This is a genomic window from Sinanaerobacter sp. ZZT-01 (assembly GCF_035621135.1).
Classification (GTDB): Bacteria; Bacillota; Clostridia; order Peptostreptococcales; family Anaerovoracaceae; genus IOR16.
In genome coordinates this window covers 1,692,617-1,712,417 of record NZ_CP141728.1, presented here as the reverse complement: position 1 = coordinate 1,712,417, position 19,801 = coordinate 1,692,617, and the positions used below count along the sequence as shown (strand labels likewise).

The window sequence follows — 19,801 nt, the reverse complement described above, 5'->3', positions numbered from 1 at the left end:
TACTACCAGCTGGCTTTTCTTACGCCAGGAATTTCTCCTTTATAAGCCAATTCTCTAAAACAGATACGGCAGATACCGTATTTTCTTAAATAAGCATGCGGTCTTCCACAGATTCTGCATCTAGTGTATTCCCGTGTACGATATTTTGCTTTTCTCTGTTGCTTTACTTTGAGAGATGTCTTTGCCATAATTCCCTCCTACTACTTTTCAAACGGCATGCCGAGCATTTCCAAAAGAGCTTGCGCTTCTTCGTCCGTCTTAGCCGTTGTTGTGAATACGATGTTCATGCCCCTAATTTTCTCTACTTTATCATAGACAATTTCAGGGAAAATTAATTGTTCCTTAATACCCATGGAATAATTTCCTCTTCCATCAAAGGAGTTTTTGCTCACGCCTTTAAAGTCTCTTACGCGAGGAAGTGCAATGTTAAAAAACTTATCCGCAAATTCATACATTTTTTCGCCTCTTAACGTTACTTTTGCACCGATCGTCATTCCTTGTCTAAGCTTAAAGTTAGCAATGGATTTTCTTGCTTTTGTCGCAACTGGTTTCTGTCCGCTGATTAAAGCCAATTCATCAATTGCCATTTCTACCAACTTTGTATTGTCTTTGGAATCTCCAAGTCCCATATTAATGGTGATTTTCTCAAGCTTAGGAATTTCCATAACATTCTTGTATTTAAACTTATCCATTAAGCCATTAAATGCTTCATTCTTATATTTGTCTCTTAGTCTAACTGCCAAGATGATTCCCTCCTTTCAAACTGATTAGTCCAAAACCTGGCCCGTTTTCTTGGATACTCTCTTCTTATGCCCGTTCTCAACCTTGTATCCAATTCTGGTTGGAGCCTTGGCCTTTGTATCGTAGTACATCACATTGGAAACATGAATGGAACCTTCCTGGTGCTTGATCTCACTCTGCGCCGTTCTGGTCTGCTTCTGATGTTTTGTCTGAATGTTTATGCCTTCTACGATGACTCTTTCTGTCTTAGGGAATACCTTTAAGACTTTACCTTTTTTGCCTTTATCTTTACCAGTAATTACTAATACTGTATCATCTTTTCTAATCTGCATCTTTTCACCTCCCACTAAAGCACTTCAGGTGCCAAAGACACGATTTTCATGAAGCTCTTTTCTCTTAATTCTCTCGCAACAGGTCCGAAAATACGAGTCCCGACAGGATTCTTATCTTCTTTGATAATTACTGCTGCATTTTGATCAAACTTCACATAACTGCCGTCAATTCTTCTGGCTCCCTTGCAAGTACGTACAACTACGGCTCTTACAACGTCACCTTTTTTTACAACACCTCCAGGTGTAGCATCTTTAACGGCACATACGATAATATCGCCAATGTTCGCGTATTTACGGCTCGTTCCGCCGAGAACACGGATACACAATAATTCCTTAGCGCCTGAATTGTCAGCAACTTTTAATCTGCTTTCCGGCTGAATCATAATTGGTGCCTCCTTCTACTATTTTACCTTCTCAATCACGTTTACAAGTCTCCATCTCTTATCCTTGCTGAGAGGTCTTGTTTCCATAATTCTTACTTTATCACCGATATTGCACTCATTTTCTTCATCATGTGCCTTAAATTTCTTCGTTCTCTTTACTGATTTTCCGTAAAGGGAATGTCTGACGGACTGTTCCACAGCGACAACGATCGTCTTATCCATTTTGTCACTTGTAACGAAGCCAACTTTTGTCTTTCTTCTGTTTCTGTCTAACATGTTCGCACCCTCCTTCCGGTTAACCTTCTACCTTCTTAAGCTGTTTTTCTCTTAAGATTGTCTTTACGCGAGCAATATCTTTCTTGATATCTCTCAATTTAATAGGGTTTTCTAACTGACCAGTTACATGCTGAAATCTTAAGTTAAATAATTCGTTCTTAAGCTTCTTTACCTCTGCGTTCAGTTCAACCTCAGACATATTTCTAATGTTTTCAATTTTCATTACGCTTCACCACCTTCTGCTAACTCTTGGCCTTTGATGGCAAATTTACACTTTACAGGAAGCTTATGCATTGCAAGACGCATTGCTTCTCTTGCAGCGGCTTCCGATACACCCTCAATTTCAAACATAACTCTGCCCGGCTTTACAACAGCTACCCAATACTCAGGAGCACCTTTACCGGAACCCATACGTACTTCCGCCGGTTTCTTTGTTACGGACTTATGCGGGAAAATTTTAATGTATACTTTTCCGCCTCTCTTGATGGATCTTGTCATCGCGATACGAGCGGCTTCTATTTGATTCGAACGAATCCAACCACATTCTTGTGCAACTAATCCATACACACCATAAGTGATGGTATTTCCCTTGGTTGCTACGCCCTTCATTCTTCCTCTGTGGACTCTACGACGTTTTACTCTTTTTGGCATTAACATCGTTTCTCTCCTCCTTTCTCTGACGATTATTCTTCTACATTTGCAGCTTTTTCTTCTACCGCTACTTCTGCTTGTGGTGCTGGCTGTGCCGGCTTTGCAGGACGTTTTCTAGGGTTTACAAACTTCTTTTCTTCTTTAAAGTCTCTGTCACCTCTAGAATTTCTTCTATCGCCACGATCTCTTCTTGATCTGTCATTGTTGCGATTATTATTTCTACGCCCTTCCGGTCTGCCGGAATCTTCCGGTAAATTACTCTTTAATCCTTTTGTTAAAATCTCGCCATGATTAATCCACACCTTAACACCCAGCTTACCATAAGTGGTATCTGCTTCTGCAAATCCATATCCGATATCTGCTCTCAATGTGTGTAGAGGAACGTTACCTTCGCTGTATTTTTCACTTCTTGCAATTTCTGCACCGCCTACACGTCCGGAAACTACAACTTTAATTCCCTTTGCACCGGCCTTCATCGTTCTGCCGATTGCCTGCTTCATCGCTCTTCGGAAAGAAATTCTCTTTTCCAAAGCCTGTGTAATACTTTCTGCTGTCAACTGTGCATCAAGTTCTGTTCTTCTTACTTCTACAATATTGATCTGCGTTGTTTTCTTCGTTAATTTTTCAACTGCAAGCTTTAACTGATCAATGCCATCTCCGCCACGACCAATTACCATACCCGGCTTACCAGTCAGTATGGAAATTTTCAACTGGTTGTTAGCTGCTCTTTCGATTACTATTTTAGAAACTCCAGCGGCATATAATTTTTTCTTCACGAATTCTCTGATTTTCTGATCTTCTACCAGATAATCAGCAAAGTTTTTCTTATCTGCATACCATTTGGAATCCCAGTCTTTTATAACGCCCACTCTTAATCCATGTGGACTTACTTTCTGACCCATTCAATAAACCTCCTGTCCTGAAAATTATCTTTCCTTTAGTGTTACGCCAATGTGGCTGCTTCTCTTAAGAATAACGGATGCACGTCCCTGAGATCCCGCTCTCCATCTCTTCATGGTAGGTCCCTGATGTGCATACACTTCAGCAACAAAAAGCTTATCGACGTCCATATCATGATTGTTTTCTGCGTTTGCTGCTGCAGATTTTACTACATTCTCTACTAACTCCGCACCTTTACCCGGAGTGAATTTTAAAATAGTCAGCGCCTCCTGAAGGCTTTTTCCTCTTACTAGGTCAGTAATAGGCTTAAGCTTAATCGGAGACATTCTAACGTATTTTGCAACTGCTTTTGCTTCCATCTTTCATATCTCCTTTCTTATCTTTTCACCTTAGAAGACTTATCTGCCGCATGTCCTCTGTAGTTTCTTGTAGGTGCAAACTCACCGAGTCTGTGTCCTACCATATCTTCAGTGATGTACACCGGAACATGTTTCTTTCCATCGTGTACAGCAATTGTATGTCCTACCATCTGCGGAAATATAGTTGATGGTCTTGACCATGTCTTTAATACCTTCTTTTCGTTTACTGCATTCATTGCTTCAATTGCTTTCAGAAGCTTTGCATTGACGAAAGGGCCTTTTTTTAGCGATCTACCCATTTAATTTATCCTCCCCTCAACTATTTTTCGTTGCGTTTTTTAACAATATATTGATTAGAAGCTTTATTCTTCTTTCTCGTCTTGTAACCAAGTGCAGGTTTCCCCCAAGGAGTAACCGGACTTACACGACCAATACCAGCTTTACCTTCACCACCACCATGAGGGTGATCGTTCGGGTTCATTACAGAACCTCTGACGGTTGGGCGGATTCCCATGTGTCTTTTACGACCGGCTTTACCAATCACAATATTTGCATGATCCAAGTTTCCAACTTCACCAATGGTTGCTCTGCATTCCATTCTAATCTTTCGAACTTCACCGGACGGCAGTCTTACCTGACAGTAATCGCCTTCCTTTGCCATCAGTTGTGCGCCATTTCCTGCGGAGCGAACTAACTGTGCTCCTTTACCAGCCTTCAGCTCAATGCAGTGAATAACGGTACCAACTGGAATATTCTTAAGAGGCAGTGCATTTCCATTCTTGATATCTGATTCTGGACCGGAGAAAACCACATCACCAACTTTTAACTTGTTTGGCGCAATGATATATCTCTTTTCACCATCTGCGTAAACAATCAATGCAATATTCGCACTTCTGTTTGGATCGTATTCAATGGTCGCAACCGTTCCAGGAATTGCATCTTTGTTTCTCTTAAAATCAATAATTCTGTACTTTGCTCTTGTGCCACCGCCTCTATGTCTAACGGTGATTTTTCCTCTTACATTTCTTCCAGCATTTTTCTTTAAAGTAACCGTCAAAGATTTTTCCGGTGTACTTGCAGTGATTTCTTCAAATGTGGAAACCGTCATCCCTCTTACTCCAGGAGAGGTCGGTTTATACTTTTTGATTCCCATTTAAGCGTCCCTCCTTACAGGCCCTGGAAGAATTCGATTTCCTTACTCTTATCTGTAAGGGTTACGATTGCTTTCTTGGAAGCAGCACGTCTTCCTACATTTCTTCCCATTCTCTTTAATTTACCGTTAACGTTCATGATGTTGACTTTTTCAACTTCTACTCCGAAGATCTCTTCAACGGCCAGCTTAACCTGTGTTTTATTTGCGTCTACCGCAACCTTGAACGTATATTTCTTTTCCTGCGCATCATCCATACTTCTTTCGGAGATAACAGGTTTTATAATTACATCATAAGGCGTTGACATTATGCGTACACCTCCTCGATTTTGTTAATCGCATCCTTCGTAACGATAAAGCTTGTATAATTTACAATCTCATATACGTTCATTTCGGATACCATCGTGGTTTTAACTCCAGGAATGTTTGCTGCGGACTTGATTACATTCTCGTCCTTCTCGCCTGTGATAATTAAGGCTTTCTTTGCAGCTTTTACATTTTCCAATACTTTAATCATTTCTTTTGTTTTTGGAGAATCAAACTTTAATTCATCCAAAACAATGATTTCATTTTCTACCACCTTAGAAGTAAGTGCAGACTTCATTGCAAGTCTTCTTACTTTCTTAGGTAATGTATAACTGTAATCTCTTGGCTTTGGTGCGAATACCACACCGCCTCCGATATGATTCGGGGATGTTAAGCTTCCCTGGCGGCCGCGGCCTGTTCCCTTCTGTCTGAAAGGCTTTCTTCCGCCTCCTCGAACTTCAGCTCTCGTCTTTGCAGATTGAGTTCCTTGTCGCTGATTTGCCAAATAATTTTTAACGACAGCGTGTACCGCAAACTCGTTTATTTCTATTCCAAAGATATCATCTTTCAATTCAATCTTACCGGTCTCTGCTCCGGTCATGTTCAGCATAGTTACTGTTGCCATTTGACTTCCTCCTTTCTGAGTCGATTCTTATTTGTCCTGTCCCTTAATTGCGTACTGAATGCGAAGCAATCCGCCTTTGCGTCCGGGAACCGCTCCCTTGACAAGCATTACATTTCTGTCTGCAATTACCTTAACAAGTTCTACATTCTGAACCGTGATGGTTTCTCTTCCCATTCTTCCAGGTGCTTCGTTTCCTTTAAATACTCTGGAAGGATACGTACCAGCAGCTAAACCGCCTGGCAGTCTCTTATGCTTAGAACCATGAGTCATCGGGCCTCTGTGATGTCCGTGTCTCTTAATATTACCTTGGGTACCTTTACCCTTTGAAGTACCGGTGATGTCAAGCTTTATACCTTCTTCAAAGTCAGCGACGGTAATCACCTGTCCAGCTTCATAGCTTTCATCATCAGCAAGTCTGATTTCTGTCAAATGCTTCTTTAAAGGCGCCTGCCATTTTGCAAAATGTCCTTTTGCTGGCTTGTTGAGTCTTTGCTCTTTGGCATCTTCAAAGCCGATTTGCACGGCATTATAGCCATCAGTCTCAACAGTCTTGATCTGGGTAACTACTGCCGGTCCTGCTTCAATTACAGTTACCGGAATTGCTGCACCCATCTCAGAAAAAATTTGTGTCATTCCGACTTTTTTCCCTAAGATTGTTTTCATTCTTTCTTCCTCCTAATTTCTTACAGCGGATTACGCTACGTAATCATACTAAGTGGTGGAGATCCTTTGAAACCCTGTTCGCATGAAATCAGGTCTCATACAGAAAGTTCCGAAATCATAGATTTCGTGTTTTTTCAGTTGGAATCTATCTTTTCTTAGTATTTACAGTTTAATTTCGATATCTACACCAGCTGGCATATCCAGTTTCATCAAAGAATCAATGGTTTTAGGTGTTGGGCATAAAATATCGATCAATCTTTTGTGCGTTCTCTGTTCGAACTGCTCTCTGGAGTCCTTGTACTTATGAACCGCTCTCAAGATTGTCACTACCTGCTTTTCAGTCGGCAGTGGAATCGGTCCGGAAACTTCTGCTCCGGTCTTCTTGGCTGTCTCCACAATTTTTGCTGCGGACTGATCCAATGATTTGTGATCATAAGCCTTTAATTTAATTCTGATTTTCTGATTGCTCATTTTTTCTTCCTCCTTATTTTTCGTACGTTTTCGCTATGCTGTACGAGGGGGTTTTCAGTTCCGTTTTCACGTTTTTTTGCTTTTCGTCCACCATTCACACGTCACCGTGTGTTTCATAATTTTTTACTCAAAGCAAAAAGCATGAGAATCCCTTCGCCCGTTTCTGGAACGGACAATTCTCTGCAGAAATTACCTGATAGCTCAGCAACTTCCTGCTTCATCGCATTACAAGCAAGCTTTTTTAGTATAAAACAGTACGATACATAATGCAAGCTTTTTTTAAAAAAAATTTAGTTTTTATAATATTTATTATCAATTGTTTTCTTGATGTTTTCAATGCTTTAACCACTTGCATAATTTTGAACTTATCAAACACTCATCCTAGTGTTTCTTATTTTTGTTTTTTTATACCATAATTATATATTCCTTTCAATTAGGCCCATTTATTAACTATAAATATAATAAAAACTTTAGTATAAAATGAATTTTTAAATTAAAAATAAAAATTTAAAATATAGATTATCGGAAAATACACGCTTCTTTTTTCAATTTGATGTCGGATATCTTACAATTATGTAACATTGCACTCTTTCCTTTTTCATTTTGACGAAATGAAGTATACTATAAAGTAACATCATTAGAAACGGGGAAAAAAAATGAAAGAAATACAAAAATTTTCACTTCTGCGGATAAGTGTGCAGTTTTTACTGTTTATATTGCTACTTTTAATCAGTACGACAACTGCCTCCGCAATCGGGGCCGCCGATGGAAGCGACCACAAACTGACCATTGACGGAAATTTAATTCAAACCACAGTTCCACCTTACATAGAAAGTGGCAGGTCATTGGTCCCTGCAAGAGCTGTATTTGAAGCGATTGGCGCTACAGTAGAATGGTCCTCGGATAATCCCAACCATGTGGGCATCGCCTATGCAAATACGCAAGTAAGCCTTACTTTAAATTCTTCCACTGCATATGTAAATGGAGAAGAAAAAACTTTAGAGGTGCCTGCAAGACTTCATAATAACAGTACAATGATACCAGTTCGATTTGTATCAGAAGCTCTGTCTTTCGGTGTTGGCTACGATGTGGATCAGCGCATTATTCAACTGACTTCACCTAAAATTTCACAAACAACCTATGGTTCAATTGACAAGATAACTTATGAAGATCTTCAATATTTTTACCGTATTGCAATTACTTCAAATGATTCAATTCAAACCTATCAAGCTTCAACATTATCAAACCCTAATCGATATGTGCTTGACTTAACCGGATTTACTTTAGATTCCTCTGTCAGTGAGAAAATTCTTCCGCCAGATGTATCAAACAATGCGGTTTTTACTGCGATTCGAACTTCTCAATTTACGCCCGATACGGTACGAGTCGTTGTTGATTTACTGGATAAGCAGACGGGTTCTTTGACACTTTCATCTGACAAGAAAACTCTCTATATCGATTTTTCAAAGCAATATACGAGCGATGCTCCTGTAGTTCCTACTAAAGATCCGACCACAGCAAACGGCTCTCCAAACAAAAGGCCAAGTACTTTAAATGAGGTTCTTATTTTAATTGACCCTGGTCACGGCGGAATTGACCCCGGATCACAAGGACGTTCAAATGGAACAGTTCTATTAAATGAAAAAGACATCAATCTTGATGTCGCGACACGATTGAATGAAAAATTAAGTAATGCTGGTTTCAATACCATGATGTCTCGCAGTGGAGATCATTTTGTAAGTGCAAGCTCTAAAAATGCAAAGGAAGACCTTATTGCCCGCTCAGACTTAGCAAATCGTTCAAACATCACATTGGTCATTTCCATTCATAATAACTCAGCAGCAAAAGCACCAAGTGCACGCGGAACCGAAACGCTTTATAATGAGACAGACGAAAAGTCAGCTTATGGCATATCCAGTAAAGAACTAGCAACTTTAATACAAAAAAAGATGGTGAGCTATGCGGGCACTTATAATCGAGGCGCAAAAAGCCGGCCGGATCTCTCTATTCTTCGCCGTACAGAAATGCCTGCCATTATTGTTGAGGGTGCTTTTTTAAGCAATGCGAACGACTTACAGCTTATGCTTACGGATACATTTCGAGAAAACTATGCAACGGCTGTTTCCGAAGCAGTAGTTGAATATTTAAGTTCTCTTTATCAATAATAAATTCTTTACAAAAAGATAGCCTGTCAATTAATGACAGGCTATTTTTTATGCTACAATTTGGAGTTTGTTTCTACTATCTTATTATGATTTTTTCTAAAAAAATTTTACAAAAGATAATTTTTGTTGCAAATGTAACAGAAATTGAAGATCTTATGCTTTATACTAAGGCTACAATCTACAATTAAAACAAAATATATTTTTAAAATAGAAACCTAAAGGAGAATATTATGAAAAGAAGAATTATAAAAATTAACGAAGAAAAATGTAATGGCTGTGGAATTTGTGCAGCTGCTTGTCACGAAGGAGCCATTGGTATGGTTGATGGCAAAGCAAAACTATTAAGAGAAGATTATTGTGATGGTTTAGGCGATTGTCTCCCTTCCTGCCCGACTGGTGCCATTACCTTTGAAGAACGTGAGGTTCCTGCTTACGACCACGCTGCAGTTTTAGCCTCACAAGCAAAGAAAGCAGCGGATGGCGGATGTCCATCTGGTGGTGGTTGCCCTGGTTCACAATCCAAAACCTTGCATCACACTCCGCAGGGTTCCCAATTGAACCAATGGCCGGTTCAAATTAAATTAGCACCTATTAATGCACCTTACTTTTCCAATGCTCATTTGCTAATTGCTGCAGACTGTACGGCCTATGCTCATGGGAATTTCCACAGTACCTTCATGAAAAATAAGGTAACTTTAATTGGCTGTCCAAAGCTTGATGCTGTAAATTATGCAGAAAAATTAACTGCAATTCTAGCAAACAATGACATCCAGGCAGTTACCGTTATCCGAATGGAAGTCCCTTGTTGCGGCGGCATAGTACAAGCGGTAGAAACTGCAATGAAAAATAGCGGAAAGCACATTCCATGGCAAGTGATTACAATTACAACTGACGGAGAAGTTGAATATTAAAGACTAAAAGCTTAACATGCGGAAAAGCAAGGGAGTAAAGTAATCCCTTGCTTTTCTTTGTATTATATTATTCATTCTATACTCATGCCGCAGCTTTTCTTCTTCTGTAGTGGTCATCCTTTAGTATAAGCCCTAGAAGAACCGGAGTGATTAATGTTGTCACAATAACCATTACAATCACAGCGGGAAAGAGTTCTTCATCAACCAAAGCCGCCTCTGATCCTTTCTGTGCCACGATCAAAGCGACTTCCCCTCTGGAAACCATCCCAATTCCCACTGCCATCGATTCTCGATCTGTAAATTTACACAACTTAGCACCCAGTCCGCATCCAAGCATCTTAGTTAAAATGGCGATTACTGTCAAAACAACCGAAAAGACTAAGATTCGGCCACTTAAACCCTGTATATCTGTCTTAATTCCAATACTGGCAAAAAACATAGGTGAAAACATCAGGTATGAAATTACAGTTAGCTTTTTAACGATGTATTCCTTTGTTTTGGTAACATTACAGAGGAATAAGCCCGCAAAATAGGCACCGGTAATATCGGCTATTCCAAAGAAAACCTCTGTGATATATGCCATAATCAAGCAAAATGCAAACCCATAAATCGCCATGCGCCTTACAGTACCATGCCATCTCTCCAAAGCTTTAAAAATCATCGGTACAAAAATTCCAACAAAGAATATAAAGACAAAATATAAACCAATTTTTACAAATACTTGTCTTGGCTGTACGTCTGAGTTCGTAAAGCTTATAACTAAGCTTAATATAATGATACCTAAAATATCATCAATAATCGCCGCTCCTAAAATGCTGCTGCCCACTCTGCCGTTTAACTTGCCCAGTTCGCGAAGCGTTTCTACCGTGATGCTCACAGACGTGGCGGTTAAAATAACGCCCATAAATACCGCTTTCAAGAAATGTTGCGGATCTGTTGTATCCTGGAAAAACATCTGATAAGCTATATATCCTCCGGCTAACGGGACGACAACGCCAATCACTGCAATAATTAATGAGGCAATACCTGTCTTTTTAAGTTCCTGAATCTCTGTATCTAAGCCGGCAAGAAACATTAGGATAATCACACCAATTTCCGAAGTCTTTAACAAGAAGTCTGTTTCTGTGATCTGCCCAAGAACACTTGGTCCCAGCACAACGCCTGCTATTAACGCCCCAACCACCTGTGGCATATGTACCTTTCTCGACATGAGACTAAATATTTTGGTGACCAACAAAATAATTGCTATAGACAATAAAAAATCGTAAGATTCCATATCTGCTCCTTCTCTATATTTTTGAAATAATTGATTTTTAAATAAGAAAAAAATATATACAAAAAAATCAAAGATTTTTATTTACAAATACATTGTTAAGCAGCACAACATTAAATATGATACTTGCGAAAACAGGAAGTAGTCTATTTTATGTATGTGCATTAAGTAATTATGTTTTTTCATATTTAAATAAATAATAATGAAGCTTAAACAACTCTTTTTAAATCATTTATCTTAGCAAATAAAAGACTTTTTTTATTGTATAAAAAGAAAGCACGCTGCTCACAGCATGCTTTCTATGCTAAATAACTTTTCGAATAGCACTGGAAAGTCTTTCTTATAAGCGATTAAGCTTCAATTTTAGATACAACTCCAGATGCTACTGTTCTTCCGCCTTCACGGATAGCGAAACGTAGTCCTTCTTCAATTGCGATTGGAGTAATCAGTTCGATCTTCATGCTGATGTTATCTCCAGGCATACACATTTCTGTTCCTTCCGGTAACGTTACGTTTCCAGTTACGTCTGTTGTTCTGAAATAGAACTGTGGTCTATATCCGTTAAAGAATGGTGTATGACGTCCGCCTTCTTCCTTCTTTAATACATATACCTCTGAACTGAACTTTGTGTGCGGGTGAATCGTTCCAGGTGCTGCTAATACTTGACCTCTCTCGATTTCACTTCTCTGGATTCCACGAAGCAATGCTCCGATGTTATCTCCTGCTTCTCCCTGATCCAATAGCTTACGGAACATTTCAATTCCTGTTACGACTACTTTTCTTGCTTCTTCTGCAAGTCCTACGATTTCTACTTCGTCGGATACCTTCAGAATTCCTCTTTCTACTCTTCCTGTTGCTACAGTTCCTCTTCCTGTGATTGAGAATACATCTTCCACCGGCATCAAGAATGGTTTGTCTGTTGCTCTTGTAGGCTCTGGAATGTATGCATCTACCTGCTCGAACAATTCAACGATCTTATCTCCCCATGGGCCTTCTGGATTGTTCAATGCTTCCAGTGCGGATCCTCTGATGATTGGTGTATCATCTCCTGGGAATTCATATAAGTCAAGTAATTCTCTTACTTCCATTTCTACTAAGTCTAGCAGCTCTTCGTCATCTACCATATCGCACTTGTTTAAGAATACTACGATGTATGGTACGCCTACCTGTCTGGAAAGCAGGATATGCTCTCTTGTCTGCGGCATTGGTCCATCTGTCGCTGCTACTACCAAGATCGCTCCGTCCATCTGCGCTGCTCCTGTGATCATGTTCTTTACATAGTCAGCATGTCCCGGACAGTCTACGTGTGCGTAATGTCTATTTGGTGTCTCATACTCTACGTGGGACGTTGCAATCGTGATTCCTCTTTCTCTTTCTTCCGGCGCTTTGTCGATCTGGTCAAATGCTACCTGTTCGCCTAGTCCGTATCTCTGATGAAGAGTTCTTGTAATTGCAGCCGTTAATGTAGTCTTTCCGTGGTCAACGTGACCAATTGTACCAATGTTTACATGTGGTTTCGTTCTCTCAAATTTAGCCTTTGCCATTATAAAATTCCTCCATTTTATAAATATGTCAGACACCCCTCACAGCATATGCATGCAAGGAATGTCTCTATATTTTCTTATTTATTGATTTTGTCAATTAAGCTGTCAGGTAACTTTTCAAAGTGATCCATCTGCATTACATAAACGCCGCGACCCTGTGTTTTCGAACGTAAATCTGTTGCATATCCAAACATTTCAGACAGCGGTACAAACGAACGAACGGTTACCGCTCCATTGAGAATTTCTGAACCTTCAATTCTTCCTCTTCTGGAACTAATATCACCAATAATGTCGCCCATATAATCTTCTGGTGCGTTTACTTCAACCTTCATGATTGGCTCAAGCAATGCTGGTTTCGCTTTTTTAACAGCTTCTCTAAATGCCATGGAAGCAGCAATTTTAAACGCCATTTCGGAAGAGTCAACTTCATGGTAAGAACCATCGTATAACTCAACACCGACATCCACAACCTGATAGCCTGCTAAAGGACCATTCTGCATGGATTCACGAATTCCTTCATCAATCTTAGGGATGTATTCCTTCGGAATCGCACCACCAATAATCGAATTCTTGAATTCATAGCCTTCACCCGGATCTCTCGGATAAATTCTAATCTTAACATGACCATACTGTCCACGTCCACCAGACTGTTTTGCATATTTATTGTCCACATCCGCTGTGCCTGTGATCGTTTCTTTGTAAGATACTTGCGGCTTACCTACATTTGCTTCTACTTTAAATTCACGCAAAAGTCGGTCAACAATAATCTCCAAATGCAACTCACCCATTCCGGCAATGATCGTCTGTCCGGTTTCTTCATGCGTAAAAGTTTTGAAAGTAGGATCTTCTTCTGCTAACTTAGAAAGCGCAATACCCATTTTTTCTTGACCAGCCTTCGTTTTAGGCTCAATCGCAATCTCAATTACCGGTTCTGGGAAATCCATAGATTCCAGAATGATTTCTTCCTTTTCATCACACAGAGTGTCACCAGTCGTTGTATCCTTTAATCCTACTGCAGCTGCAATATCACCGGCATAAACCATTTCGATTTCTTCTCTCTTGTTCGCATGCATCTGCAGAATTCTTCCGATTCTTTCTTTTTTACCTTTTGTGGAATTATAAACATAAGAACCTGAGGCTAATGTTCCAGAATACACACGGAAGAATGCAAGCTTTCCAACAAACGGGTCAGCCATAATCTTAAATGCCAATGCTGAAAACGGACCCTTGTCGTCTGCTTTTCTTTCCGCTTCTTCTTCCGTATCCGGTAAAATCCCTTTAATCGGAGGAATGTCCAGTGGTGAAGGTAAAAAGTCTAATACTGCATCCAGCAAAGGCTGAACACCCTTGTTTCGATATGCAGAACCACAAGTTACAGGAACCATTTCACCGCTTATGGTCATTTTTCGAATCGTTCTCTTAATTTCTTCATTGGTCAGTTCTTCACCATCCAAATACTTCATTAAAAGCTCTTCATCACCTTCCGCAACAGCTTCGATCATCTTTGCTCTCCACTCTGCTGCTGCTTCTTTCATATCATCCGGAACGTCTACAAATTCAAGCTCTTTTCCAAGTGCATCTTTATATACTTCCGCTTTCATCTCAATTAAATCAATAATTCCGACAAAATTTTCTTCTTTTCCAATAGGCAATTGAATCGCAACTGCATTCGCTTTCAATCGATCCTTTATCATATCCACAACACGGTAGAAATCCGCACCTAAAATGTCCATCTTATTGATAAAGATCATCCTTGGTACACCATACTTATCTGCTTGTCTCCAAACAGTCTCGGATTGTGGTTCAACACCGCCTTTTGCACATAATACTGTTACAGCACTGTCTAATACTCGCAGAGATCTTTCAACTTCTACGGTAAAATCTACGTGTCCTGGCGTGTCAATAATGTTGATTCTGGTATCCTTCCACTGTGCAGTAGTAGCAGCAGAGGTGATCGTTATTCCTCTTTCCTGCTCCTGTGCCATCCAGTCCATGGTAGCCGCACCTTCATGAGTTTCACCAATCTTGTGAGTTCTTCCTGTGTAAAACAAAATTCTCTCTGTTGTTGTGGTTTTTCCTGCATCAATGTGGGCCATGATACCTATATTTCTAGTCTTTTCTAATGGAAACTGTCTAGGCATATCTGACTCCTCTCTCTATGATTACCATCTGTAGTGAGCAAATGCCCTATTTGCTTCAGCCATCTTATGGGTATCTTCCTTCTTCTTTACAGAGGCTCCGGTATTATTTGCTGCGTCCATAAGCTCTTTTGCGAGTCTTTCAGCCATATATTTTTCTCCTCTGAGTCTAGTATATTTTGTCAACCATCTCAGACCAAGTGTCTGGCGTCTCTCAGGTCTCACTTCAATCGGAACCTGATAGTTTGCACCACCCACACGTCTTGCCTTAACCTCTACAACAGGCATGATATTGTTCATAGCTTTTTCGAACACTTCCAGCGGTTCTTCATTTGTTACTTCTTTAATTTTATCAAAAGCGTCATAAACAATAGATTGTGCTACGCCCTTCTTTCCATCCAACATAATGCTGTTAATTAGCTTCGCTACAACAACACTGCCGTATACTGGATCAGGAAGCACTTCTCTCTTTGGAATATTTCCTCTTCTTGGCACTTCTCTTCCCTCCTATTTCGGTACTCGACACGATGCATTCACGTGCCGTGGTGCCACTCAACATCTATATTAAGGGCACTTTTTAGTTTTCCCGATTCTTTCCTAATTATAACTCTTATTTTTTCTTAGCTCTTTTCGCTCCATATTTAGAACGAGCCTGGTTTCTGTTTGCCACTCCAGCTGTATCAAGTGTACCTCTAACGATATGATATCTTACACCCGGAAGGTCCTTAACTCTACCGCCACGGATCAACACAACACTATGCTCTTGTAAATTGTGTCCGATTCCCGGGATATAAGCAGTTACTTCAATACCATTCGTCAGCTTAACTCTTGCTACTTTTCTTAATGCGGAGTTTGGCTTCTTAGGAGTTACAGTCTTTACGGAAGTACATACGCCTCTCTTTTGAGGTGCTTCAGTGTCTGTCGGCATTCTCCTAATGGAGTTCATACCCTTTAACAGCGCAGGAGCAGTTGACTTCTTTTCAGCTCTGACTCTTCCCTGTCTTACCAGTTGATTAATTGTAGGCATCTAAATCTCCTTTCTTTGCGCAAATCTGTTTGCACAAAAACTAAATAATTTATATTTAAACCCTAATGGTTTAAACCCATAGCGAACCAAAGCTCAGTATATCATTAAAGTGACAAAGTTGTCAATTTTTTTTAATACTGAGCAATAGTAATTTTTTATTCTTTAATTTTTCAGCAAGTTTTTTTGCTTTTATTACACTTCTGTAAAGCCAATATCCAAATTATCATCTGAAGGGCTCACTTCTGCCGGAACTGCTGCATCCGTTTTTACAATCTCATCTTCAGGCTTGAAAAACGGAGCATTTTCTTCCAAAACATTATCAAATTCGTCATCTTCATCAAGATTTGTTTTAAATGAATTCATATATTCCGTATTTACGCCATAATCCAAATTGATGCCTCGGTACCGTTTCATTCCGGTTCCGGCCGGGATCAGCTTACCAATAATAACATTTTCCTTCAGTCCAAGCAGCTTATCATTTTTACCTTTGATCGCCGCATCTGTCAAGACACGAGTTGTCTCCTGGAAGGAAGCCGCTGATAAGAAGGAATTGGTTGCGAGGGATGCTTTTGTAATACCAAGAAGCACACGCTTGCCAACAGCCGGCTGCTGTCCTTCTTCCAACGCAGCATTTGCATCTGCTAATTCCAATTGGCTGTAAAGACCGCCTGGAAGAAGTGCTGTGTCTCCCGCATCTTCAATTTTACACTTTGATAGCATCTGGCTTACAATAACTTCAACATGCTTATCATTGATATCTACACCTTGCTGCTTATATACTCTTTGTACTTCTTTAAGCAGATACTGATATACACCTTCTACACCATTGAGTCTCAATATATCATGTGGATTTAGCGGACCCTTCGTAATAGCATCTCCTGCTTTAATAAAATCGCCTTCCAATACACGTAAGCGTGCACCATAAGGGATGATATAAACATGCTCTTCTTCACCGCAGATCTTGACCTCAGTTTTATTGTCTTTGCGGCTTTCAATCGATATAACCTTACCATCTGCTTCACAAATTTCAGCAAGACCTTTTGGTTTTCTAGCCTCAAACAATTCTTCAACTCTAGGAAGACCTTGTGTAATATCGTTTCCTGCAACAGATACACCACCCGTATGGAACGTACGCATTGTAAGCTGAGTACCCGGTTCACCAATGGATTGCGCTGCTGTAATACCGACTGCTTCACCAATATTAACTGCTTCACCAGTAGCGAGGTTTCTTCCATAACATTTCGCACAGATACCGGATTGGCTCTTACAAGCCATAACTGAACGGATTTTAACACTTTCAATTCCGGCTTTTTCAATCGCCTCTGCCGCTGCTTCTTTAATTTCTTCTCCAGCAGCAACGAGTAAACTTCCCTTTGTATCGTAAATATCTTCCATCGCAGTTCTTCCTACAATACGAAGTTTTAATGCCTCAATTACTTCTTTTCCATCTGTAAAGGCTCTGACTTCAATCCCTTCTGTCGTACCACAGTCCACTTCTCGAACGATGGCATTATGGCTGACATCTACCAATCTTCTTGTCAAATATCCAGAGTCAGCTGTACGCAGAGCCGTATCGGCCAATCCTTTTCTAGCTCCATTAGAAGAAAGGAAGTATTCCATAACAGAAAGACCTTCACGGAAATTCGCTGTAATCGGAATTTCAATCGTCTTACCGGTTGCATTTGCCATCAGACCACGCATACCGCCTACCTGTTTAATTTGGTTCTTACTACCACGGGCTCCGGAGTGCGCCATGATATATAAGTTATTTAAAGTTCCCAAAGAATCCATTAATGCATCCGCAACATCATCTGTCGCCTTATGCCAAGTTTGAATGACTTTCTCATAGCGCTCGTCGTTAGACATTAGACCGCGCCGATAAGCAGACTGGTATTTATCAACAACCGCTTGCGCCTGTTCAATAATCGCCTTTTTCTCCTTTGGCATTTCCATATCTGCTACGCTGATCGTAATTGCAGCTTTTGTGGAATAACGAAAGCCAGTGCTCTTGATATGGTCGAGCATTTTTACGGTTTCTGTATTGCCGTGCCGGCGATAGCATTTATCAATAATCTGTCCCAGCTTTTTCTTGTCACACAGGAAGTCGATTTCTAACGAATACGGGTCTGCTATTCTGTCAACATAGCCTAAATCTTGCGGTATTCTATCGTTAAAGATAAATCGTCCAACCGTAGATTCGACTAGTTTACCGGAGTCTTCCTTAGAGAGTTTCTTTCGAACTTTTACCCTTGCATGAATTCCGACAGCACCTGTTTGATATGCCATCAGAAGTTCATCGTAGTCTGTAAAAATACTCCCATCGCCTATTTCTGCCTTTGTATTTCTTTCCTCCAGACCCGGATGTGTCAGATAGTAGCTTCCCAAAATCATATCCTGAGTTGGAGTTGTGATTGGAGAACCATCCTTCGGTGCTAAAATATTATTTACAGAGAGCATCAAAAATCTTGCCTCTGCCTGTGCTTCTACAGAAAGCGGAACGTGTACTGCCATCTGGTCACCGTCAAAGTCCGCATTATATGCAGTACAAACCAACGGATGAAGCTTAATCGCTTTTCCTTCAACCAATACTGGTTCAAAAGCCTGAATACCCAGACGGTGAAGTGTCGGCGCACGGTTCAAAAGCACCGGGTGATCCTTAATCACTTCATCTAAAACATCCCAAACTTCTGGTCTTACTTTCTCTACCATCCGTTTCGCGCTCTTAATATTATGTGCATGACCGTCTTGAACTAATTTCTTCATAATAAACGGTTTAAATAATTCCAACGCCATTTTTTTTGGAAGACCGCACTGATAGAATTTCAGTTCCGGACCTACAACGATTACAGAACGTCCAGAATAATCAACACGTTTACCTAATAAGTTCTGACGGAAACGTCCTTGCTTTCCTTTTAACATATCCGATAAGGATTTTAGCGGTCGGCTTCCAGGTCCGGTTACCGGCCTTCCTCTTCTTCCGTTATCAATTAAAGCGTCGACTGCTTCTTGAAGCATTCTTTTTTCGTTTCGAACGATAATATCCGGAGCTCCCAAATCTAAAAGTCTCTTCAAACGGTTATTCCGGTTGATCACTCTTCGATACAAGTCATTTAAATCGGAAGTGGCAAATCTACCACCATCCAATTGTACCATCGGTCTAAGATCAGGAGGAATGACAGGGATCACTTCCAGTATCATCCATTCCGGTTTATTCCCGGAAGTTCTTAACGCTTCAATGACTTCCAAACGACGGACAATTCGAATTTTCTTTTGTCCAGAAGCATCTTTTAATTTATTTCTCAAGTCATCCGACAAAGCAACTAAATCAATTTGTGAGAGCAATTCTTTGACTGCCTCTGCACCCATAGCTGCTTTAAATCCGCTTCCGAATTTATCCTTTGCTTCGCGGTATTGCTGTTCAGTCAATATCTCTTTATAACCCAGTCCGGAATCAGCCGGATCGGTTACGATATATGCAGCGAAATATAGTACCTTTTCCAAATTTCTTGGTGAGATATCTAATACCAAGCCCATTCTGCTTGGAATGCCTTTAAAATACCAAATATGAGAAACTGGAGCAGCAAGTTCAATGTGCCCCATTCTCTCTCTTCGTACCTTTGCTTTTGTAACTTCAACTCCACAGCGATCACATACAATCCCTTTATAACGGATTCTTTTGTACTTTCCGCAGTGGCATTCCCAGTCTTTTGTCGGCCCAAATATTTTTTCACAAAACAAACCTTCTTTTTCAGGTTTTAATGTTCTATAGTTAATGGTTTCTGGCTTTTTTACTTCACCATGGGACCAGCTTCGAATCTTTTCTGTGGAAGCTAAGCTTATTTGTAATGATTCAAAATTGTTTAATTCGTACAAGGAGCGTCTCCCC

23 protein-coding genes are annotated in these 19,801 nt (G+C 40.2%); 2 read left to right on the top strand and 21 right to left on the bottom strand.

Annotated features, from left to right (window positions below):
* Nucleotides 1-2: 2 nt before the first annotated feature.
* From U5921_RS08140 to rpsJ, 15 genes are all read right to left on the bottom strand, one after another.
* Entirely contained in the window at nt 3-188 is a 186-nt protein-coding gene (locus tag U5921_RS08140; RefSeq protein ID WP_324822095.1) for a type Z 30S ribosomal protein S14, read from the bottom strand.
* 12 nt (nt 189-200) lie between these two features.
* Nucleotides 201-743, bottom strand: coding sequence for a 50S ribosomal protein L5 (gene rplE / locus U5921_RS08135; RefSeq protein ID WP_324822092.1), 543 nt, complete (start codon nt 741-743; stop codon nt 201-203).
* Nucleotides 744-767: 24 nt separating this feature from the next.
* Nucleotides 768-1,073 (bottom strand): 50S ribosomal protein L24, encoded by a 306-nt coding sequence (gene rplX / locus U5921_RS08130; RefSeq protein ID WP_324822089.1) that lies wholly within the window; start codon nt 1,071-1,073, stop codon nt 768-770.
* Nucleotides 1,074-1,087: 14 nt separating this feature from the next.
* The gene (gene rplN, locus U5921_RS08125; protein ID WP_324822086.1) at nt 1,088-1,456 is read right to left on the bottom strand and encodes a 50S ribosomal protein L14; all 369 of its coding nucleotides are present in this window, start codon (nt 1,454-1,456) and stop codon (nt 1,088-1,090) included.
* A gap of 18 nt (nt 1,457-1,474) precedes the next feature.
* Nucleotides 1,475-1,732, bottom strand: a complete 258-nt coding sequence (gene rpsQ, locus U5921_RS08120; protein ID WP_324822083.1) for a 30S ribosomal protein S17 — start codon at nt 1,730-1,732, stop codon at nt 1,475-1,477.
* Nucleotides 1,733-1,751: 19 nt separating this feature from the next.
* Nucleotides 1,752-1,955, bottom strand: coding sequence for a 50S ribosomal protein L29 (gene rpmC / locus U5921_RS08115; protein ID WP_206459866.1), 204 nt, complete (start codon nt 1,953-1,955; stop codon nt 1,752-1,754).
* Entirely contained in the window at nt 1,955-2,389 is a 435-nt protein-coding gene (rplP, locus tag U5921_RS08110; protein ID WP_324822076.1) for a 50S ribosomal protein L16, read from the bottom strand. Before rplP ends, rpmC begins: the two co-directional genes overlap by 1 nt.
* Before the next feature lie 26 nt (nt 2,390-2,415).
* Nucleotides 2,416-3,285, bottom strand: a complete 870-nt coding sequence (rpsC, locus tag U5921_RS08105) for a 30S ribosomal protein S3 (RefSeq protein WP_324822073.1) — start codon at nt 3,283-3,285, stop codon at nt 2,416-2,418.
* A 24-nt stretch (nt 3,286-3,309) separates the two neighbouring features.
* The gene (rplV, locus tag U5921_RS08100; protein ID WP_324822070.1) at nt 3,310-3,642 is read right to left on the bottom strand and encodes a 50S ribosomal protein L22; all 333 of its coding nucleotides are present in this window, start codon (nt 3,640-3,642) and stop codon (nt 3,310-3,312) included.
* A gap of 17 nt (nt 3,643-3,659) precedes the next feature.
* Nucleotides 3,660-3,941, bottom strand: a complete 282-nt coding sequence (gene rpsS / locus U5921_RS08095; protein WP_324822068.1) for a 30S ribosomal protein S19 — start codon at nt 3,939-3,941, stop codon at nt 3,660-3,662.
* Nucleotides 3,942-3,961: 20 nt separating this feature from the next.
* The gene (gene rplB / locus U5921_RS08090) at nt 3,962-4,795 is read right to left on the bottom strand and encodes a 50S ribosomal protein L2 (RefSeq protein ID WP_324822065.1); all 834 of its coding nucleotides are present in this window, start codon (nt 4,793-4,795) and stop codon (nt 3,962-3,964) included.
* Nucleotides 4,796-4,809: 14 nt separating this feature from the next.
* On the bottom strand, nt 4,810-5,100 hold the full coding sequence (gene rplW / locus U5921_RS08085) for a 50S ribosomal protein L23 (RefSeq protein WP_324822063.1): 291 nt from the start codon (nt 5,098-5,100) through the stop codon (nt 4,810-4,812).
* On the bottom strand, nt 5,100-5,723 hold the full coding sequence (rplD, locus tag U5921_RS08080) for a 50S ribosomal protein L4 (protein ID WP_324822060.1): 624 nt from the start codon (nt 5,721-5,723) through the stop codon (nt 5,100-5,102). The genes rplW and rplD overlap by 1 nt, the downstream gene beginning before the upstream one ends.
* Before the next feature lie 27 nt (nt 5,724-5,750).
* Complete coding sequence (gene rplC, locus U5921_RS08075) at nt 5,751-6,386, bottom strand: 50S ribosomal protein L3 (protein WP_324822057.1); 636 nt, start codon at nt 6,384-6,386, stop codon at nt 5,751-5,753.
* A 162-nt stretch (nt 6,387-6,548) separates the two neighbouring features.
* Nucleotides 6,549-6,857: a 30S ribosomal protein S10 gene (rpsJ, locus tag U5921_RS08070; RefSeq protein ID WP_324822054.1), complete on the bottom strand. Its 309-nt coding sequence runs from the start codon at nt 6,855-6,857 to the stop codon at nt 6,549-6,551.
* Nucleotides 6,858-7,513: 656 nt separating this feature from the next.
* On the opposite strand from rpsJ, the gene U5921_RS08065 reads away from it, so the two are divergent.
* Both U5921_RS08065 and U5921_RS08060 read left to right on the top strand, forming a co-directional pair.
* A complete protein-coding gene (locus U5921_RS08065; RefSeq protein ID WP_324822051.1) occupies nt 7,514-9,022 on the top strand; it encodes an N-acetylmuramoyl-L-alanine amidase family protein in 1,509 nt (502 codons plus the stop codon).
* Nucleotides 9,023-9,252: 230 nt separating this feature from the next.
* Nucleotides 9,253-9,933, top strand: a complete 681-nt coding sequence (locus U5921_RS08060; RefSeq protein WP_324822049.1) for an ATP-binding protein — start codon at nt 9,253-9,255, stop codon at nt 9,931-9,933.
* Between the two features lie 82 nt (nt 9,934-10,015).
* Here the strand turns inward: U5921_RS08060 and U5921_RS08055 are convergent, their stop codons facing one another.
* The 6 genes from U5921_RS08055 to rpoC all read right to left on the bottom strand — a co-directional run bounded on the left by U5921_RS08055 (nt 10,016) and on the right by rpoC (nt 19,788).
* Nucleotides 10,016-11,209: a cation:proton antiporter gene (locus U5921_RS08055; RefSeq protein WP_324822046.1), complete on the bottom strand. Its 1,194-nt coding sequence runs from the start codon at nt 11,207-11,209 to the stop codon at nt 10,016-10,018.
* Between the two features lie 347 nt (nt 11,210-11,556).
* Nucleotides 11,557-12,750 carry an elongation factor Tu gene (gene tuf / locus U5921_RS08050; protein ID WP_324822043.1) on the bottom strand — a complete coding sequence of 398 codons (1,194 nt, stop codon included), beginning with the start codon at nt 12,748-12,750 and terminating at the stop codon, nt 11,557-11,559.
* Nucleotides 12,751-12,827: 77 nt separating this feature from the next.
* On the bottom strand, nt 12,828-14,891 hold the full coding sequence (fusA, locus tag U5921_RS08045) for an elongation factor G (RefSeq protein WP_324822040.1): 2,064 nt from the start codon (nt 14,889-14,891) through the stop codon (nt 12,828-12,830).
* A gap of 21 nt (nt 14,892-14,912) precedes the next feature.
* Nucleotides 14,913-15,383 (bottom strand): 30S ribosomal protein S7, encoded by a 471-nt coding sequence (gene rpsG / locus U5921_RS08040; RefSeq protein WP_324822037.1) that lies wholly within the window; start codon nt 15,381-15,383, stop codon nt 14,913-14,915.
* Nucleotides 15,384-15,498: 115 nt separating this feature from the next.
* On the bottom strand, nt 15,499-15,915 hold the full coding sequence (gene rpsL, locus U5921_RS08035) for a 30S ribosomal protein S12 (protein ID WP_324822034.1): 417 nt from the start codon (nt 15,913-15,915) through the stop codon (nt 15,499-15,501).
* 192 nt (nt 15,916-16,107) lie between these two features.
* Nucleotides 16,108-19,788: a DNA-directed RNA polymerase subunit beta' gene (rpoC, locus tag U5921_RS08030; protein ID WP_324822031.1), complete on the bottom strand. Its 3,681-nt coding sequence runs from the start codon at nt 19,786-19,788 to the stop codon at nt 16,108-16,110.
* Nucleotides 19,789-19,801 lie beyond the last annotated feature (13 nt).

Bases quoted from the DNA above. Each gene is read 5' to 3' on its own strand.
- rpsJ (WP_324822054.1), bottom strand. From the start codon at position 6,857: ATGAGCAATCAGAAAATCAGAATTAAATTAAAGGCTTATGATCACAAA.
- U5921_RS08060 (WP_324822049.1), top strand. From the start codon at position 9,253: ATGAAAAGAAGAATTATAAAAATTAACGAAGAAAAATGTAATGGCTGT.
- rpmC (WP_206459866.1), bottom strand. From the start codon at position 1,955: ATGAAAATTGAAAACATTAGAAATATGTCTGAGGTTGAACTGAACGCA.
- rplC (WP_324822057.1), bottom strand. From the start codon at position 6,386: ATGAAAACAATCTTAGGGAAAAAAGTCGGAATGACACAAATTTTTTCT.
- U5921_RS08055 (WP_324822046.1), bottom strand. From the start codon at position 11,209: ATGGAATCTTACGATTTTTTATTGTCTATAGCAATTATTTTGTTGGTC.
- tuf (WP_324822043.1), bottom strand. From the start codon at position 12,750: ATGGCAAAGGCTAAATTTGAGAGAACGAAACCACATGTAAACATTGGT.
- rpsC (WP_324822073.1), bottom strand. From the start codon at position 3,285: ATGGGTCAGAAAGTAAGTCCACATGGATTAAGAGTGGGCGTTATAAAA.
- rplD (WP_324822060.1), bottom strand. From the start codon at position 5,723: ATGGCAACAGTAACTATGCTGAACATGACCGGAGCAGAGACCGGTAAG.
- rplV (WP_324822070.1), bottom strand. From the start codon at position 3,642: ATGGAAGCAAAAGCAGTTGCAAAATACGTTAGAATGTCTCCGATTAAG.
- U5921_RS08140 (WP_324822095.1), bottom strand. From the start codon at position 188: ATGGCAAAGACATCTCTCAAAGTAAAGCAACAGAGAAAAGCAAAATAT.
- U5921_RS08065 (WP_324822051.1), top strand. From the start codon at position 7,514: ATGAAAGAAATACAAAAATTTTCACTTCTGCGGATAAGTGTGCAGTTT.
- rplN (WP_324822086.1), bottom strand. From the start codon at position 1,456: ATGATTCAGCCGGAAAGCAGATTAAAAGTTGCTGACAATTCAGGCGCT.
- rplB (WP_324822065.1), bottom strand. From the start codon at position 4,795: ATGGGAATCAAAAAGTATAAACCGACCTCTCCTGGAGTAAGAGGGATG.
- rplW (WP_324822063.1), bottom strand. From the start codon at position 5,100: ATGTCAACGCCTTATGATGTAATTATAAAACCTGTTATCTCCGAAAGA.
- rplX (WP_324822089.1), bottom strand. From the start codon at position 1,073: ATGCAGATTAGAAAAGATGATACAGTATTAGTAATTACTGGTAAAGAT.
- rpsQ (WP_324822083.1), bottom strand. From the start codon at position 1,732: ATGTTAGACAGAAACAGAAGAAAGACAAAAGTTGGCTTCGTTACAAGT.
- rplP (WP_324822076.1), bottom strand. From the start codon at position 2,389: ATGTTAATGCCAAAAAGAGTAAAACGTCGTAGAGTCCACAGAGGAAGA.
- fusA (WP_324822040.1), bottom strand. From the start codon at position 14,891: ATGCCTAGACAGTTTCCATTAGAAAAGACTAGAAATATAGGTATCATG.
- rpsS (WP_324822068.1), bottom strand. From the start codon at position 3,941: ATGGGTAGATCGCTAAAAAAAGGCCCTTTCGTCAATGCAAAGCTTCTG.
- rpsL (WP_324822034.1), bottom strand. From the start codon at position 15,915: ATGCCTACAATTAATCAACTGGTAAGACAGGGAAGAGTCAGAGCTGAA.